The sequence below is a fragment of the Hyphomonas oceanitis genome (assembly GCF_036964545.1).
GTDB lineage: Bacteria > Pseudomonadota > Alphaproteobacteria > Caulobacterales > Hyphomonadaceae > Hyphomonas > Hyphomonas oceanitis.
The window spans coordinates 1-16222 of the sequence record NZ_JBALTL010000008.1 but is presented as its reverse complement, the minus strand read 5'-3'; the positions used below and the strand labels follow the sequence as shown (position 1 = coordinate 16222).

General features: G+C 57.7%; 19 protein-coding genes and 1 pseudogene. 9 read left to right on the top strand and 11 right to left on the bottom strand.

The genetic code is table 11. The features are described from left to right. Positions 1–11 precede the first annotated feature (11 nt). The 11 genes from V7651_RS17650 to V7651_RS17600 all read right to left on the bottom strand — a co-directional run bounded on the left by V7651_RS17650 (position 12) and on the right by V7651_RS17600 (position 10088). Positions 12–824, bottom strand: a complete 813-nt coding sequence (locus V7651_RS17650) for a fumarylacetoacetate hydrolase family protein (RefSeq protein WP_035540718.1) — start codon at positions 822–824, stop codon at positions 12–14. A 4-nt stretch (positions 825–828) separates the two neighbouring features. Continuing rightward, positions 829–2313: a 2-hydroxymuconic semialdehyde dehydrogenase gene (locus V7651_RS17645; protein WP_035540717.1), complete on the bottom strand. Its 1485-nt coding sequence runs from the start codon at positions 2311–2313 to the stop codon at positions 829–831. A 39-nt stretch (positions 2314–2352) separates the two neighbouring features. After that, positions 2353–2772 carry a GlcG/HbpS family heme-binding protein gene (locus V7651_RS17640; protein ID WP_206741594.1) on the bottom strand — a complete coding sequence of 140 codons (420 nt, stop codon included), beginning with the start codon at positions 2770–2772 and terminating at the stop codon, positions 2353–2355. A 14-nt stretch (positions 2773–2786) separates the two neighbouring features. Beyond that, positions 2787–3710, bottom strand: coding sequence for a catechol 2,3-dioxygenase (locus V7651_RS17635; protein ID WP_035540713.1), 924 nt, complete (start codon positions 3708–3710; stop codon positions 2787–2789). Between the two features lie 20 nt (positions 3711–3730). Then, entirely contained in the window at positions 3731–4582 is an 852-nt protein-coding gene (locus V7651_RS17630) for an alpha/beta fold hydrolase (RefSeq protein WP_035540711.1), read from the bottom strand. A 195-nt stretch (positions 4583–4777) separates the two neighbouring features. After that, positions 4778–5383 (bottom strand): glutathione transferase GstA, encoded by a 606-nt coding sequence (gstA, locus tag V7651_RS17625; protein WP_035540710.1) that lies wholly within the window; start codon positions 5381–5383, stop codon positions 4778–4780. 42 nt (positions 5384–5425) lie between these two features. Beyond that, positions 5426–5905 carry an aromatic-ring-hydroxylating dioxygenase subunit beta gene (locus V7651_RS17620; protein ID WP_035540708.1) on the bottom strand — a complete coding sequence of 160 codons (480 nt, stop codon included), beginning with the start codon at positions 5903–5905 and terminating at the stop codon, positions 5426–5428. Next, positions 5902–7182 carry an aromatic ring-hydroxylating dioxygenase subunit alpha gene (locus tag V7651_RS17615; RefSeq protein WP_035540707.1) on the bottom strand — a complete coding sequence of 427 codons (1281 nt, stop codon included), beginning with the start codon at positions 7180–7182 and terminating at the stop codon, positions 5902–5904. Before V7651_RS17615 ends, V7651_RS17620 begins: the two co-directional genes overlap by 4 nt. Next, the gene (locus V7651_RS17610; protein WP_045695149.1) at positions 7179–8201 is read right to left on the bottom strand and encodes a PdxA family dehydrogenase; all 1023 of its coding nucleotides are present in this window, start codon (positions 8199–8201) and stop codon (positions 7179–7181) included. Before V7651_RS17610 ends, V7651_RS17615 begins: the two co-directional genes overlap by 4 nt. After that, positions 8185–8679 carry an aromatic-ring-hydroxylating dioxygenase subunit beta gene (locus V7651_RS17605; RefSeq protein ID WP_335613902.1) on the bottom strand — a complete coding sequence of 165 codons (495 nt, stop codon included), beginning with the start codon at positions 8677–8679 and terminating at the stop codon, positions 8185–8187. Before V7651_RS17605 ends, V7651_RS17610 begins: the two co-directional genes overlap by 17 nt. Continuing rightward, entirely contained in the window at positions 8676–10088 is a 1413-nt protein-coding gene (locus tag V7651_RS17600) for an SRPBCC family protein (RefSeq protein ID WP_045695147.1), read from the bottom strand. Before V7651_RS17600 ends, V7651_RS17605 begins: the two co-directional genes overlap by 4 nt. A gap of 306 nt (positions 10089–10394) precedes the next feature. Here V7651_RS17600 and bphC point away from each other — a divergent pair, with 306 nt between their 5' ends. The 9 genes and pseudogenes from bphC to V7651_RS17555 form a co-directional block, all read left to right on the top strand. Beyond that, the gene (bphC, locus tag V7651_RS17595) at positions 10395–11294 is read left to right on the top strand and encodes a biphenyl-2,3-diol 1,2-dioxygenase (RefSeq protein ID WP_035540701.1); all 900 of its coding nucleotides are present in this window, start codon (positions 10395–10397) and stop codon (positions 11292–11294) included. 53 nt (positions 11295–11347) lie between these two features. Next, positions 11348–11674 carry a non-heme iron oxygenase ferredoxin subunit gene (locus V7651_RS17590; protein WP_035540700.1) on the top strand — a complete coding sequence of 109 codons (327 nt, stop codon included), beginning with the start codon at positions 11348–11350 and terminating at the stop codon, positions 11672–11674. Between the two features lies 1 nt (position 11675). Beyond that, positions 11676–12164 (top strand): aromatic-ring-hydroxylating dioxygenase subunit beta, encoded by a 489-nt coding sequence (locus tag V7651_RS17585; protein WP_045695146.1) that lies wholly within the window; start codon positions 11676–11678, stop codon positions 12162–12164. Between the two features lie 22 nt (positions 12165–12186). After that, entirely contained in the window at positions 12187–13449 is a 1263-nt protein-coding gene (locus V7651_RS17580; RefSeq protein WP_035540699.1) for an aromatic ring-hydroxylating dioxygenase subunit alpha, read from the top strand. Next, positions 13446–14042: a 2-hydroxychromene-2-carboxylate isomerase gene (locus V7651_RS17575; RefSeq protein WP_035540696.1), complete on the top strand. Its 597-nt coding sequence runs from the start codon at positions 13446–13448 to the stop codon at positions 14040–14042. The genes V7651_RS17580 and V7651_RS17575 overlap by 4 nt, the downstream gene beginning before the upstream one ends. 372 nt (positions 14043–14414) lie before the next feature. Next, positions 14415–14768 carry an IS66-like element accessory protein TnpA gene (gene tnpA / locus V7651_RS17570; RefSeq protein ID WP_045695144.1) on the top strand — a complete coding sequence of 118 codons (354 nt, stop codon included), beginning with the start codon at positions 14415–14417 and terminating at the stop codon, positions 14766–14768. Further along, positions 14765–15112 (top strand): IS66 family insertion sequence element accessory protein TnpB, encoded by a 348-nt coding sequence (tnpB, locus tag V7651_RS17565; RefSeq protein WP_335613901.1) that lies wholly within the window; start codon positions 14765–14767, stop codon positions 15110–15112. The genes tnpA and tnpB overlap by 4 nt, the downstream gene beginning before the upstream one ends. A 50-nt stretch (positions 15113–15162) precedes the next feature. Continuing rightward, positions 15163–15600 (top strand): IS66 family transposase, encoded by a 438-nt coding sequence (locus tag V7651_RS17560; protein WP_035542059.1) that lies wholly within the window; start codon positions 15163–15165, stop codon positions 15598–15600. A 24-nt stretch (positions 15601–15624) separates the two neighbouring features. Next, positions 15625–16167: pseudogene (locus V7651_RS17555) on the top strand (IS256 family transposase); the annotation flags it as partial. Between the last annotated feature and the right edge of the window lie 55 nt (positions 16168–16222).

Genomic DNA, 16222 nt, shown 5'->3' with positions numbered 1-16222 from the left:
TCATCCAGTTTTCAGTTGGTATCGGCGGCGAATTCTGCCCGCACCATTCCGACACCGTTTATTCTTGCCTCGACGACATCGCCTCGGTTCACTCCGGCCATGGGGCCGAGCGCGCCGGACAGGATCACGTCGCCTTCAAGCAGCGGCCGGCCGACCCGCGCCATGACCCGCGCCAGCCACAACGATGCGGTGATCGGGCTGCCCAGGCAGGCGATACCAGCGCCGACCGAAATGGGTTCGCCCTTGATCTCCATCACCATGCCGCATTCACGCAGATCGAGCCCATCGAGCTTGCGCGGAACCGCGCCCAGCACGAACAGGCCACTTGAGGCATTATCGGCAACCGTATCCCAGATGCGAATGTCCCAATTGGCTACCCGGCTGTCGACGATCTCGATCGCCGGCACGACATATTCCACCGCGCGGATCATTTCGGCGGTCGTCAGGTCCGGATGGGGCAGGTCGCGACCGATGACGATCGCGATCTCAGCTTCGACCTTGGGCTGAATCACCTGATCAAGCGAAACCGGTATGCCTTCAGGCACGTCCATGTCGGCAAACAGCATGCCGTAATCGGGCTGGTCGACACCAAGCTGCCGCTGGACTGCAAGCGAAGTGAGGCCGATCTTGCGGCCTACCAGTCTTCGTCCGCTGTCGACATAGTGCCGGGTATTGACCTCCTGCACGGCATAGGCCGCATCCACCCCGCCCGCCGATATGAGGTCGCGAACCGGTGCGACGGGCGTTCCGCTTGTCGCGGCACCGCGCAATTGTTCGGCTGCTTGTTGAATGACCCGAGGGTCTATCGTGGTTTCCATGGTCATAATCTCAGAGCTTCACACAAATGTTTGCGGTTTCAGTGTAGAATTCGAGGCTGTGAACACCGCCCTCCCGGCCGATCCCGGAATGGCCAGACCCGCCAAACGCCGTGCGCAAATCGCGCAGGAACCAGCAATTGACCCAGCACACACCGACCTGCATCGCCGCTGCCACCCGGTGCGCGCGCGAAAGGTTTTCGGTCCACACGGTCGCGCACAATCCGTAGTCGGTGTCATTGGCCAGCGCGATAACCTCGTCTTCGGAGTCGAACGGGATTACCCCGCAGCACGGACCGAAGATCTCCTCCCGCATCACTGTGCTGTCGTGCGCAAGTCCGGTCCACAGCGTCGGCTCGACATAGAAGCCGCCCGCCTGATCGCCATCGACTTTCGGAACGCCGCCGCCGGCGACAACCGTCGCCCCTTCTTCGACCGCTTTCGCGTAATAGCCGAGCACCTTGTCGCGGTGCTCTGCGCTGATCAACGGCCCAAGGTAGGTCGGATCGCCTATCACGCCGGGTTTGAACGTCTGCGCGGCTAGCGCCATCCGCTGCACGAATTCATCAAATATCGGCCGCTCGACGTATACTCTCTCTGTGCCGAGACAGACCTGCCCGGTGTTGAGGAAGACCGAGCGTGACAGGCCCTCAATCGCCTTGTCGAGATCAGCGTCGGCGAAGACGATCGCCGCATTCTTGCCGCCGAGCTCGAAAGAAACGTCGCGGACCCCGACTGCAGCCTTTTGCATGATCGCCTGCCCGGTTCCGGTCTCGCCGGTAAAAGTGATCGCATCGACATCCTTGTTGGAGGTCAGGAACTCGCCCGCCGAGCCGCCGCCGAAACCATGGACGACGTTGTAGACACCTTCGGGCATCCCCACCGCGTTCATGACTTCGCCCAGAAGCGCTGCTGTTCGGGGGGTTTCCTCCGAAGGCTTGATTACCACTGTGTTTCCGCAGGCTAGCGCCGGTCCGACCTTCCAGGTCATCAGCAGCAACGGGAAGTTCCACGGGCAGATCACCGCGATCACGCCCTTGGGCTTGCGCACGGCATAATTGATCGCCTGCCCACCATCGGGCGTCGGCGTGGTGAAGGATTCGCCTGGCATCGTCGCGATAACGTCGGCGAACATGCGGAAATTCGCCGCGCCGCGAGGAATGTCGATGTGCGAAGCCACGTGACGGGGCTTGCCGGTATCGGCCACCTCGGCATCGAGAAAATCATCCGCACGGCGCTCGATTTCGGCGGCCACCGCGACGATCAACTTGACCCTCTCGGCCGTCGTCATCTTGCCCCAAGGACCATCAAGAGCCGCCTCAGCCGCCGCCACTGCATCGGCGACATCGGCTTCACTTGCCTCATGAACCGTGCCGATCGTCTGTCCGGTTGCAGGATTGACGTTGTCAAAGGTCTTTCCCTGGCTGCCCTTGCGATAGGAACCCCCAATGAAATTGAGGATGGTGTCGGCTACAGGTCGAGGCGAATTGGTAGTCATTTGAGTTCTATCGTTCCAATTTATTGAGGCGCTGGCCGCTCACTGCTGCCCTGCGCCGATTGCGGATAGGCCCGCGTTGGCGCAGGCAATGTCGCGTTCTTCAGATCCACCAGAGACGCCGATTGCGCCGACGAATTCGCCATCGATAACGATGGGCAGCCCCCCGCCAAACATCACGATCCCCGGCTGAACGGTTATCCCGGCGCTCAGCGCCGGATTGCCCGAAACCATCTTGTACACGTCAGGCGTCGCAACCCGAAAGCTGGCGGCGGTATAGGCCTTGTCCTGGGCAATTTGTGACGAGGGAAAGGGTGTTCCGCTTGCTCGCAGCAGAGCCACCAGTTCGCCTCCTCCACCGATGACGGCGGCAACGACCGGGCAACCGGTTTCCTCGCCCTTGGCGACGGCGGCCGAAACCGCTTGTGCGGCCAAGCCGTGTCCGATTGTCCGGATTGTCACCAAACCGTCCATGATCAGGTGTTTACCGTCATGAAGCGGTCGGTCAGCGCCTTCTCGTAATAGAAAATCGCCTTGCCTGCGTTTTCCGCCTGCCACATGCGGCGCGGGTTGTCGGGGTAGTAGAAATAGCCGCCGCTGAACGTCTCGTTGCGGTTGCCCGACGGATCGAAGAAATAGATCGTCTGGCCGCGAGTGATCCCGTGGCGCGTAGGGCCGATGTCGAGCGAGATATCGTAGCGACTGATAATGTCAGCCGCGTGCCCAACATCGTGCCAGGATTCGAGAAAGAACGAAGTGTGGTGGATCCGGCCATCTTCCGGATAGCCCAGAAAGGCGACATCATGGGCCTTGTTGCTGCATGACAGGAAGATACCGAGACGTGCCCCCGTACTTTCGTCGACCAGTTCCTCGGTGACGGAGAAGTCGAGAACTTCCACGAAGATCTTGGCGCTCGCCGAGATGTCCACGCCGTTGAGCGCACAGTGGTCAAACCGGGTCGCGCGCATGCCGCGGGGCTCGGCGATCCAGACATCAGGGTTCCGTACTGCGGGCCCGGTTTCGGACAGCTCCATTTCTGCGTATAGGTCAAACTCATGCGCGGTCGGCGTGTTGAAGCGGATTTTGCGTCCGACACCCGGATCTTCGCCAGCGGGAATGACATCGACGTCAACTCCCGCATCGAGCAGGCGTGCGGCAAAATGATCAAGATCGGAGTCTTTCGCGACCTTGAACGCCATCCGATCTAATCCGGCCGAATCCGCTTCGCGCAGGATGATGCTGTGGCGGTCGAATTCGTCGAACGCCTGGAAATAGGCACGCCCATCCTCGACGCTGACGAGATTGAGACCGATCCGGTCACGGTAATGAACAATAGCCTCGTCGAGATCGAGGACCCTCAGCTGCACGTATCCTGGACGGAGTACACCAGTTACAGCCATTTCAGTTCTCCTTGTATGAGTCAGCCATTGAGGCCGGTGGTGAAAAATTCAGACACAATTCGGTTAAAGCTGGCCATGCGCTCAATCTGAACCCAGTGCCCGCATTCGCCGAAAACGTGCAGGTCCGCACGAGGCAGCAGATTGGCCAAGCGCACGCTCGACTCCAGCGGAATGACCTGATCGGACCGGCCATGCAGGATCAGGGTCTCGTGCTGCAGCGCGGTAATATCTTCTTCGCGGCTTGCCAGCATCGCTATATTGCTCTGGCGGTCTGGGCCGCCGAAGGTCGCATGGTAAGGTTCATGCGCACCCGGACGGATACTTGCTTCATATCGCGACTTGACCAGATCGTCAGTCAGCCTGCTGTGATCCCAAGCAAGATACTTGAGTGATGAGCGCATGGCTTCGACCGAAGGTTCGTAGCCCCAGACTTCCTCAAGCGCGGGTGTAATCGGAAATTCAAGACCGGCTGGCCCCATCAGCACCGCCCGCTCGACCCGATCTGGATGAGCGATCATGAAAGCAAGGGTAATGCCGCCACCGAACGAATTGCCCACCATTGACACCTTGTCGATGCCAAGTTCGTCGAGCAGCGCTGCCAACTGATCAACCCAGATCTGCTTGTCTTCGACTCGGCCCTTGGAATCGGAATAGCCAAAACCGAACATATCTGGCGCAATGACTCGGAACCGCTTAGCTAGTTCGGGCATATTAAGTCGCCAATTGGCCCAGGCGGTGACGCCAGGCCCTGAGCCATGGACCAGCAAAACCGCCGCGCCTTCGCCGACATCATGATAATTGGTTGCGCAGTTATCCACGACCAGCGATTTGCCGATCTCGGCGCGTGCGACTTCATTCGAAGCGGTGATCATATCTCTCCCGAACTTTTTTGTGTTGGTTCCGGTAACCCCGACGAATCTTGTTCCTGCAAGAACCCGACCCGCCCGGATTTACTCCAAAAGACCAAATTTGTTATTATTTGTTATTGCTCTAAAAAGAATGCATTTGCAATAGGCCAAAGCTTTGCAACCATCGCAATTGCTCCCGATAGTGTCAGCGAAAGAAATTCAGAGGAGGCCTTCTGCCTTGAGAGCTGCTCCCACCGAGGGACGCTGCGCTATCTTGCCAGCAAAAGCGCCGAGCGCAGGATAAGCTGCCATGTCGATGCCGACATGGGCGGGCCAGCCGAGGATTACGAACAGGTAGATATCAGCGACGCTAAATGCTTCGCCGACATAATATTCCTTGCCAGCGATTTCCTGATCAAGTCCGGCCAAATGACCTTTCACGGCGACCGTCGCTGCGGCCTTGGCGTCGTCCGTTGTGCCAGGCGTGAACAGCGGGACGAACGCCTTGTGCAATTCCGAGCCGAGAAAGCTGAGGCGGCTCAACAGCTGATAGCGCTCAATGCTGCCCTCCGCTGGCGCCAAGCCGACTCCGGGATTTTGATCGGCGATATAAAGCAGAATTGCTGGGTTCTCGGTCAGGCTCTGACCGTTGTCCAGGGTCAGCGCCGGGACCTTGCCGGATGGATTAACGGCCAGAAAATCGTCGCCTGCTTCGGTTTTGCGGGTTGCGAGATCGACCTTGACCGCCTCGAAATCCGCGCCGGCTTCGCGCAGGGCAATATGCGGTGCAAGCGAACAGGCGCCGGGACTAATAAACAATTGCATTGTGTTTCTCCTCTTGTCTCTTGTTGGTAAAAATTACGGCCGTCAGATCGGGGTCGCCAGCAGGGTCGCGATCCGGTGGGTGTCGTAGACGCACGTCCGGCTGACCAACCTTGCCGCGCCGTCCTCGACAAGGAACCTGTCGACATACTTTCCGGCATTAAAGATGCGCGTTTCACCGTCGTTGCGGGTTTGCAGCACGGCATAGCTGGCCTCCGCCGTCACCGTGTTCCCTTCGCTCCCAGTCACAACCGCCCGAGAGATTAGATGACGACTGAAATGTTCTGGGAACACGTTGGCCTGGCGCAGGGCCACCACGCGATCAACCAGCATTCCCTTGCTATCACAATACATCACTGCAGCAGGCAGGCCATTGTCGACATTCTCGCGAGCGATCACCTGATAGAGGCAATCTTCAACAAAGAACTCGGGCCAATCTTCAAGGCGCCCGTCATCGAGGCATAGACCGTAAGCGGCGTTCAGGGAATCGATCAGACCTTGCAGAACTGGATCTGCGATCGTCATGCCGGCACCTCCGCTGTCGAGGCCGACAAGGCATCACCCATCAATTCCAGATATCCTTTCCAGAATCCACGCACGGCGTTCTCATCCATGCCCATCGGTGCGTAATATTCGCGTACATCGTCGCCACCCATTTCGATGAAATTAAACTTGCCTTCCGCCCCGATGGTCCCCTGCTGGCAAAGCTCGACCGCTTCGCCGTCCTCCATCGATATCAGCCCGGAAGGCCCAACGAGATTCAGGTTGCGCAGGCGGTGCCGCGTTGTTTCCTCATCATCGTCGGCATAGCCAAAGTAAGTCCAGACCAGCTCGGTCTTGTCAGGGCCAAGCGTCACGATCTGACGAGTCGCCAGCGTGTTCTGGATTTGCTGCAGCACCACGTTGGGGAACAGCGATTGGATGTGCAGCCCCACATCGTCGTCAATTTCGGGCCGGAATTGCAACAGTCTTTCATCCTGCAATTTCGTGGCCCCTTGCATCTCCCGATTGGCTTCGTCGCCGAACGACGTGTAATCGATGTCGCCCTTGGGTTTGGACACCGTAAAGACGTTATGGAAGCCCTGCTCGGCAAGTTCTCCCGCGCTGTCCTGGCTTTGGCGGTAAATGCCGAAGGTGGGATAGAACAGATGTAGCAAGGCGCCGTGATAGCTATCCCGGCTGTTTTCGGAATAGAGCTTCCAATTGCCCGCCATATACTGCCGCGAATAGCCCAACACTTTGATCGGGCGCTGGAAAACCCGGTCGATATATTTGCGCATCACGGGGCCTAGAAAGTCCTCGAGCGGCTCTATTTCAGACGAAAACGTCCCAAACACCATCCCCTTGTAGCTCTCCACCCGAAGCTTCTCGAGCGAGTGATTGGCCGGATCGAAATCCTTATCATAGCCGCCGACGCCCTTCATGCCGCGCCGGAACGGCACGCCAACTAGCGTTCCTTCGGAATCGTAAGCCCACTGATGGTATACGCAGACAAAAGCGCCATCAGCCTGATTGCCGCGCAGTGAGCGGCATACAGTTGCTCCCTTGTGCGCGCACCGGTTGACCCAGGCGAAAACCTTGTCCTCCTGCCCGCGCACCAGAACTACGGGTGTTTCACCGACATGGCTCGTTCGAAAATCGCCAGCATTGGGAATTTCGGCTTCTAGTCCAAGGTAACACCAGGTGCGACCCTTGAAGACGTTGCGCTGTTCCGCAGCGAATACTTCGGGGTCGTGATAGACCTTATAGTCGATCGCCGTGGGGATTGATCGCTGGGCCTCAACCCGCACTTGAGTATTCATTTCGCTTCTCCTTGAAGTTCAAATCCCTGCCCAGATGCGAGCCGCCCACAGGTGCGCATCGCACTGAGCATCATCGCCGCGTCCGCTATGCCTGAACCGACAATGTCGTAGGCGGTGCCATGGGCGACCGACATGTGGAGATAGGGCGGCCCCATCATGATTACGCAGTTGCCCGAAAACCCCCAGGTCTTGACAGCAATATGGCCCTGATCGTGGAACATCGCGAGAACCATGTCGTAGCGGCCCTCGATACACTGGCGAAAGACTGAATCCGGCGCGACCGGCCCTTCGACGGCAATCCCCATGGCCTTGGCCCCCTCGACACCCGGCGCGATGGCCAGCCGCTCCTCATCGCCCATGGCGTGGGGATTTAGCCCGGCAACCGCGATGCGCGGTTTAGCGATGCCCCAAGACCGCATAGCGTCGTTCACCTGCCCGATGGCTTTGGCCACCAGATCGGCGGAAATGACATCTATCACTTGCCGCAAGGACATATGATCGGTGAGGTGCGCTACCCGCAAGGGGCCGGTCAGCAAAACGAGATAGCTCTCGCCGGGCGTGGGGCTGATAACCTTGTCCAGCTTGCCGGCCATCTTCAGCGAACCGGTACTGATCGGTCCCATGATCGTCGCGGCAAAGGATCCGTCCCGCGCCAGCGCATCAAGCTCATCAAGCCACTGCGCCGACGCGTGCCCCGCCGCCTCAGTGTCTTCGCCCAGCGGCAGAACCCCGGCAGGCAAGGCACCGGTGTCGATCACATCAATCACGCCGGGATCGTCACTGGGCGTCTCGAGCGACTTCATGGCACGCACGCGCGCTTTGACCCCGGTCATGTCGATGGCCCGTTCGACGGCCGCAGACGACCCGACCAGAACCGGGACAGACACTTCGTGAACTTGCCCGCTCGCAAGCGCCTTGACCGCAACCTGCGGACCGATCCCGGCAGGATCGCCGATCATCGTTCCAACGACCGGCCGTGTGCCAAGCGAACCCATTGGCCGGTCAGATACTGTAGACATCGAGCATTGTCTTGGCGACGTCGTTTATCACAATCGTCTTCTTGCGCTTGATCACAAAGGAATTGCCTGCTGGCGCAAGGTCGTAGTGCGCGGATCCGCTGTAAACGGTGACATCGCCTTCAAGCACCGAAGTGACGGTCCATGAGGTTCGCACCTGCAAACCAGCAGCGGTGTCATCGACCGACAGCAGCGTGAACATATGCTGCGTCCGCGGAGCAGGCGTACTGGATGAAGACCGGCCGGTCCGGATGCGAAACACCCGATCTTCCAGCCCGCCCCGGTTATGATAATAGATGAGCGAGATTTCACGCTTCGGATCGGCGGTCAGGCGTTCGCTATCATCCCAGGCAGGGACCCAGTATTCAGTCTCCTCGTCGTAGAGCGCCAACCAGGAATCCCAGTCCTTCTCGTCCAGCGCCTGGGCCTCTCGCCCAAGGAAGCGCAACACCGACAGCCATTTTGCATCTACGTCAGTCACAAAACCAGCCCCTTGTCCCCAAACGCCATCAGTTCAGCGCTTTCGCGATCGATCGCCGAATTCATGCGGTTCACCCACTCATCATGGATCGCAACATAAAGGCCTTCGTCGGCCACGGCGGGACTGCTGAGGACGGCGTCTACATCCAGTCCTGCACCGAAATGTCCAGCGCCCTTCTCCCATCTGGGAGCGCCGCGCGACATATCATTCATCCGGCCTTCACCGCTGGCGAAAGCAATCTGGCAATTGTTGAACTCGGTCAGGTCATCGGGTGTCGCCATGCCGCTGGCGTTGAAGAAGTCTTCATACTGCCGAATCCGCAAGGCCCGGGCCTCAGCACTCTCACCAACAGGCGCGATGCAATAGGTCGTGACTTCCGTTTCATCGACCGAAATCGGGTGAATGATTCTGATCTGGCTGCTGGTCTGGTCCATCAGGAACACATTGGGGAAAAGCTGGAGATTGCGGATCCGTTTGTTCATCCACAATACCTTCTCTTCCCCGTGGGTGGCAGTCAGCCAATCGATCCACTGAAAGTTCGGTCGGTCCTTGAAATTGGCATAGTCAGCCCACAGGACCGTATGGCCATTCTTGAAAGAGAACGACCCGCCATCCTGCTGATTGAAGTTGGCAAAATCGATCGCCTTGGTATCGTTTTTCGATTCGCCCAGAACACGCCGCTGGACGGTCATGAAGTAGTTGGCGTGGACAGTGCTAACGTGATATCCGTCAAGACCGTTTTCAACCTGCATCTTCCAGTTGCCCTGATAACGATATCGGGTGGCACCAGGGATTACCTCAAGCTCTCCGGTCTGGGATTGATCGACAAGCAGGTCAATGAACGTTTTCGACCCAGCCAGATAATCCTCAAGCGGCAAGACGTCGTCGGAAAGGCTTGCGAATATGAAACCGCGATAGCTTTCAAGGCGCGCAATTTGCGGCAGACCAAAATCAGCCTTGTCGAAGCCCGGCGCATAGCCGCCAGCCGCTTCTTCCGTGACGTCCAGCAAATCGCCTGCCGATGAATAGGTCCATCCATGAAACGGGCACATGAAATTCTTCTTATTTCCGGCCTTTTCACGGCAGACGCGCGCGCCCCGATGCGCGCAGGCATTGATCATGCCACGAAGGTTCCCGGCCTTGTCTCGCGTAATAAGGACAGGCACCCTGCCGATTTTTGTTGTGATGAAATCGTTGGGCTTAGCGACCTGACTTTCATGCGCAACGAACACCCAGTTGCGTTCAAAAACGTACTTTACCTCAAGCTCAAACATTTCGGGGTCGGTAAAAGCGGCACGATCTACCTGATAGACGCCGCGCGTTTCATCCTTGGCCAGCCATGATTGTAATCGGCCCCGCAGGACCTGCAGGTCGGCAATACGCCCAACGAGCTCTTCCGTCGCATTCATGTCTGATTTCTCCCGTTTTTTAAATTCCAGTCAGATGCCGCGCCCGAAATCCTTGAGCGCCGTGAACTTCCCACGTCCGCATCGTCGGAAACATGGAGAAACATCAGGCAACGAATCGAACTGTCAGACCTAACCATTGCCTTCTATACACGAGGAATTTAGTATATGCAACGTATTGCACCATGAGAAATCTTGAGTTATAACACCCACAGAATCGGATAGTCGAAGTCGCAATAATGGCGACGGCGGATCCGTTGGGCATTTGGACATAACGTCCAAGGCAGAGATAAAGGGGAGAAGTAGCAAATGTCATCGGTCACCGAACTTGGATATCTGGGCATGTCAGTGACAGATCTCGATGCGTGGCGAGCCTACGCAGCCGAGGTTGCCGGAATGGAAGTCGTCGACGAAGGTGAGGGTGATCGGATCTATCTCCGGATGGATCTGTGGCATCATCGCATTGCACTTATCAAAGGCGACACTGACGATCTGGCCTATATGGGCTGGCGGCTTGGCGATCCGACCGAGTTCGAGGCAATGGTTGAAAAGCTGACCAACGCCGGGGTAGCAGTGACTGTGGCGAGCGATGCCGAAGCCCGCGAGCGTCGCGTGCTCGGCCTGGCCAAGTTGACCGATCCCGGTGGAAACCCCACCGAAATCTTCTTCGGCCCGCAAGTGGATGCCCACAAGCCTTTCCATCCCGGACGCCCCATGTTCGGCAAATTCGTCACCGGGTCGGAAGGGATCGGTCACTGCATCCTGCGCCAAGACGATGTCGAAGCCGCAGCCGCGTTTTACCGCCTGTTGGGGCTGCGCGGATCGGTTGAATACCAGTTGCACCTGCCCAACGGCATGGTTGCCATGCCGTACTTCATGCATTGCAACGAACGGCAGCACTCGGTCGCCTTCGGCCTCGGCCCGATGGAAAAGCGCATCAACCATCTGATGTTTGAATATACTGAACTGGACGACCTCGGGCTCGCTCACGACATCGTGCGCGAGCGGCAGATCGATGTCGCGCTTCAGCTTGGCAAACATGCCAACGATTTGGCCCTCACCTTCTACTGCGCCAACCCGTCCGGCTGGTTGTGGGAATTTGGTTGGGGTGCTCGCAAGGCGCCAGCCCAGCAGGAATTCTACACCCGCGATATTTTCGGCCACGGCAATGAGGCCCAGGGGTACGGCATGGATATCCCTCTCCAGTAAGGGGCCTCCAAAATGGCTGTCATATCAATTATTTCAAAGGATTGCGAAACACTATGACAAGTAAGGTACGTCTTTGTCCAGTTGCCGACGTCAAGGATGGCGAACCGGTCGGCGTGTTTCTGGATGACCTGCCGGCGCTCGCTGTTTACAATGTTAATGGTGACATCTTCGTCACCGACAACATGTGCACCCATGGAAACGCCATGCTGACCGATGGGTACCAGGATGGCGGCATCATCGAATGTCCTTTTCATGGCGGTTCGTTCGACATCGCCACGGGGGCGGCGAAGGCCTTTCCATGTCAGGTTCCGGTCAAAACATACGCGGTTGCTATCGAGGATGGTTGGGTTTGCATCGACGAACTGGGCGGAGCGGCCTGAAATGGACCTGTCCACTTCTGAGCGGTTTCGCTTGCAGCAACTTGCGACCGAACTCAACGCGACCCACGCCGAATTGATAGATGACGACCGGCTGGAGAAATGGCCCGACCTGTTCGTACCGGATTGCACCTACCGCGTCATCGCACGCGAGAACCATGATCGCAATCTGACACTGTCCGCAATATTCTGCGACAGCAAGGGCATGTTGGTCGACCGCATAATTTCCCTACGCAAGGCAAACATTTTCCCGGTCCACAGCTATCGCCACATCCTTGGTCCGACGCGCATCGTTTCGGCGCATGAATTCAAGATAACGACGCAAACGAACTACGCCGTTCTCATGACCCGTGCGGACGGACACACCGAAATATACAATGCCGGGAAGTATATTGACGAGATCGATTGCAGCGAAGACCAGCCTCTTTTTATATCAAAGGTCGCTGTTTTTGACACAAACGTCATCGATACAATGATGGTTCGTCCAATCTGACCCTTATCATGGAAATGTAGTTATGGCAGAAAAAGCGCTTAAAAACAGAGGGTCTTCGGCAACAGCGGACGTCGCGGGCTACCGTGTTCCTTATCGGGTATTCACGGATCCGGACTATTACAGGCGCGAGCAGGAAAACATCTTCCAGGGTGAGACGTGGTCCTTCGTCGCACTAGAAGCCGAAGTTCCCGAGCCTGGAGACTTCAAGTCGACCTTCATCGGCGAGACCCCGGTAATAGTTACCCGAGGTAGCGACGGAAAAGTCCATGTTGTGGTCAACCGCTGCGCCCACCGCGGTGCCTTGGTCTGCCGCGAGATGCGCGGCAACCGGCCCAGTCTGGAATGCGTATACCATCAGTGGGCATATGATTTGGAAGGCAATCTGATCGGGGTTCCGTTCCGGCGCGGGCTTAAGGGTCAGGGCGGTATGCCGGGCGACTTCGACATGAAGGAGCATGGCCTTAGAAAGCTGCGCGTAGATTCTGTAGGTGGGTTGGTCTTCGCCAGCTTTTCGGAAACTGTAGAGCCGCTGCGTGACTTTCTGGGGCCGATCGTGATCGAGCACATCGAACGTATCATGTGCAAGCCGATCAAGGTTCTTGGAGATCAGCGCCAGCATGTCCACGGCAACTGGAAGCTGTATGCGGAGAACACACGCGACCCTTATCACGCGAGTTTGCTCCACCTGTTCCATAACACTTTCGGTCTCTACCGCTCCACACAGACGGGCAAGAGCGTGATGGATGCTAACAAGCGCCATTCACTGCTTTATTCGATCGCCGCCAGCAACGATGATGCGGCAGATAAGCAGGCCTACGGCGACTCCCGAACTTTTGACACCGAGTTCAAACTTCAGGACATGTCGCTCCTGAAGGGTCGGCAGGAATTCGACGATGGTGTGACCCTCGTCATCCTTGCTGTCTTCCCGAACCTAGTGCTCCAGCAAATCCAGAACACTCTGGCTGTCAGGCAGACCGTGACTAAGGGCACCGATGGCTTCGAACTCGTCTGGACCCATTTTGGCTATGCCGACGACGATGTCGAGATGCAGGCGATCAGGCAGAAACAGGCAAACCTGATCGGTCCGGCCGGGCTGGTCTCCATGGAAGATGGCGAAGCGGTCGAGATAGTGCAGAGAGCTGTCATAGGCGAACACGACGCGGCCTCATACATCGCCATGGGCGGCGATCGCCCCGATGATGCCGACCACCTGGTCACTGAAGGCGCCATTATTGGGTTCTGGCACAACTACGAGAAGCTGGTCGGCTTTGGAATTGCACCTTGACCAAAACAATCGACTTCTATTTTGATTTTATCAGTCCCTTCAGCTATCTCGCGCAGCTGAAGTTGCCAGACCTGGCCCGGAGGACTGGTTGCAAGATCGAATATTGGCCGATCGACATTCCGGAGGCGAAGATTGCCGCTGGCAACTATGGCCCATCCAACCGTGAAGTTGCACCGAAAATAAAGGTCATGATGGCTGATCTGGAGCGTTGGGCAGTCAAATACGCGGCGCCATTGAAATTTCCTGCGAGTTTCGCCTGTGCAGACTGGAACTGCGCGGTGGTTTACGCTCGCGGCCATGGCCAGGCCGAAGCTTTTGTCACAGCGGCATACCACCGAATCTGGGGACTTGGCATCGATCCTGGTGATCTCAGCGAGTTACGAAGTTGTGCCGAAGAAACTGGCCTCGACGCCGATGGGTTGTGCGAATTCATAGCATCTCCAACCGGCCAGGGCGAATATCGCAAGGTGCGTACGCAAGCTTATCAAAGAGGCGTATTCGGCGCGCCTCTTATGTTTGTCGATGATCAAATATTCTGGGGCAATGACCGCCTCGATTTTCTCGAATCTTACCTGGTTGCTACCAATGAGTAATTCGAAATTAGGAGAGTTTGTGATGCCAAGAAAGGGACGTATTGCCGTCGCTGCACATGGTACTTTATCTGCCATTGGCTTTCCTTGTGCTTCGGCGGACGTCTCGATTGTGCGCGCTCGCAGCACGGGCGTGTCCGGGCCTGAAAGGGGGCGATCTGGACAGATATGGTGTTGGTAGAACGGGTTGGGTGGCTGTCGATCAACAGTATTTACGAGCCTCCCCACAAATTCGGTATGATGCTCTACAGACAATTATAATATATTCTATGTAACCGTCCGGTCTCCCCGCCCTTGTGGTGAACGCCTCGATGCTGATTTTGGTTGGATGGAGGCGGATAGTGTCCGCCTGATTCAAGTGGACACGATCCGACCATGTTTGACCATAAGCCTGTGCGCAAGCGGCGGAGTTATTCAAGGGCCTTCAAGCTCCAGGTCCTGGCCGAGACGCGGGAGCCGTTTGTGTCGGTAGCCGAAGTGGCCCGCCGACATGGCATGAACGCGAACGTCATTTTCAACTGGCTTCGTGATCCCCGCTTCGGGGGCGACAAGGCGGTCACGGGTTTCCTTCCGGTCAAGATCGGTCCGGCGCCTGTCGCGGTGACCGCCCAACCTTTATCGGGGCCAGGCGATGAGGTGATCGTGGAACTGGCGGCGGGAGCGCGTATCCGCTGCAGGGACGAGCCATCCCTGGTGAGGGTGTTGCGTGCCCTGAGGCAGGTGACATGATCCCGGTTCCGGCTTCGACCAGGGTCTGGCTGGCGGCTGGCGTGACCGACATGCGCAAGGGCTTTAATGGCCTTTCCGCACTGGCCGAGAAGGTCCTGGAGGAGGATCCCTTCTGCGGCCACCTGTTCGTGTTCCGGGGACGCGGAGGTGATCTTGTGAAGATCATCTGGTGGGACGGCCAGGGCGCATGCCTGTTTGCCAAGCGCCTTGAGCGCGGCCGGTTTGTGTGGCCGGCGGCGAAGGATGGCAAGGTACACCTCAGCCAGGCGCAGCTGTCGATGCTGCTTGAAGGGATCGACTGGCGGATCACGAAGCAGACATGGCGGCCTCTGACGACAGGGTAAAGCGATTTTCGGGATTCACTGGCGAGGCGAAGCAGGGTAGATTCCTGCCTATGTCGGATGTGGCTGATCTTCCCGATGATGTCGAAGCGCTGAAGGCGATGCTGCGCGACGCGCATATCGAGTTGCGTGGCCGCGACCTGCTGATCGAGAAGCTGAAGCTCCAGTTGTCAGGGATGGCCCGTCATCGGTTCGGGTCATCGGCCGAAGGCCTCCAGCAGCTCCAGCTGATGCTGGAAGACCTGGAGATCACCCGCAGCACAGAGGTTCCCGCTGGCGCGCCAGAGCCTGCCTCGAAGGACAAGCCGGCCCGCAAGCCGCTGCCGGATCACCTGCCAAGGATCGACCAGGTGCTTGAGACGGGCGATGCCTGCAATGATTGCGGTGGCAAGCTGAAGCGCGTTGGCGAGGATGTCACCGAGGAGCTCGAGTATATCCCCGGCCGGTTCATGGTGAACGGGAGTGTCAGAAATTTTGTGCCGGGGTCATAGTGATGGAAAGAAAGGACGCATCACATGGCAATCGAGAAAGAACTCCTGGACCAGCTGCTTTCAGGACGTGATCCTGAGGAGATTTTTGCAAAGGATGGTCTCCTGGATGATCTGAAGAAGGCGCTCTCGGAACGCATTCTGAACGCGGAGCTGGACGAGCATCTTGGCGAGGAACGCTCTGAGGGACGGTCCAACCGGCGCAACGGCGTATCGAAGAAGACGGTTTTGACGGGCACTTCGAAGGTGACTCTGGACATTCCACGCGACCGGTCGGGCACCTTCGATCCGAAGCTGATCGCCCGGTATCAGCGCCGGTTTCCTGATTTCGACGAGAAGATCATCTCGATGTACGCGCGCGGCATGAGCGTGCGCGAGATCCGGGGCCATCTGGAGGAGCTATACGGGATCGACATCTCTGCCGACCTGATCTCGACGATTACCGATGCGGTTCTGGAGGCTGTCGCCGAATGGCAGAACCGCCCGCTCGATGCCTGCTATCCCCTGGTCTTTTTCGATGCGATCCGGGTCAAGATCCGGGATGAAGGCTTTGTGCGCAACAAGGCGGTTTGCAGCGCGACAATCAGGATGAGAGTTGCGCGACAAACGGGATGAGAACGCTTCG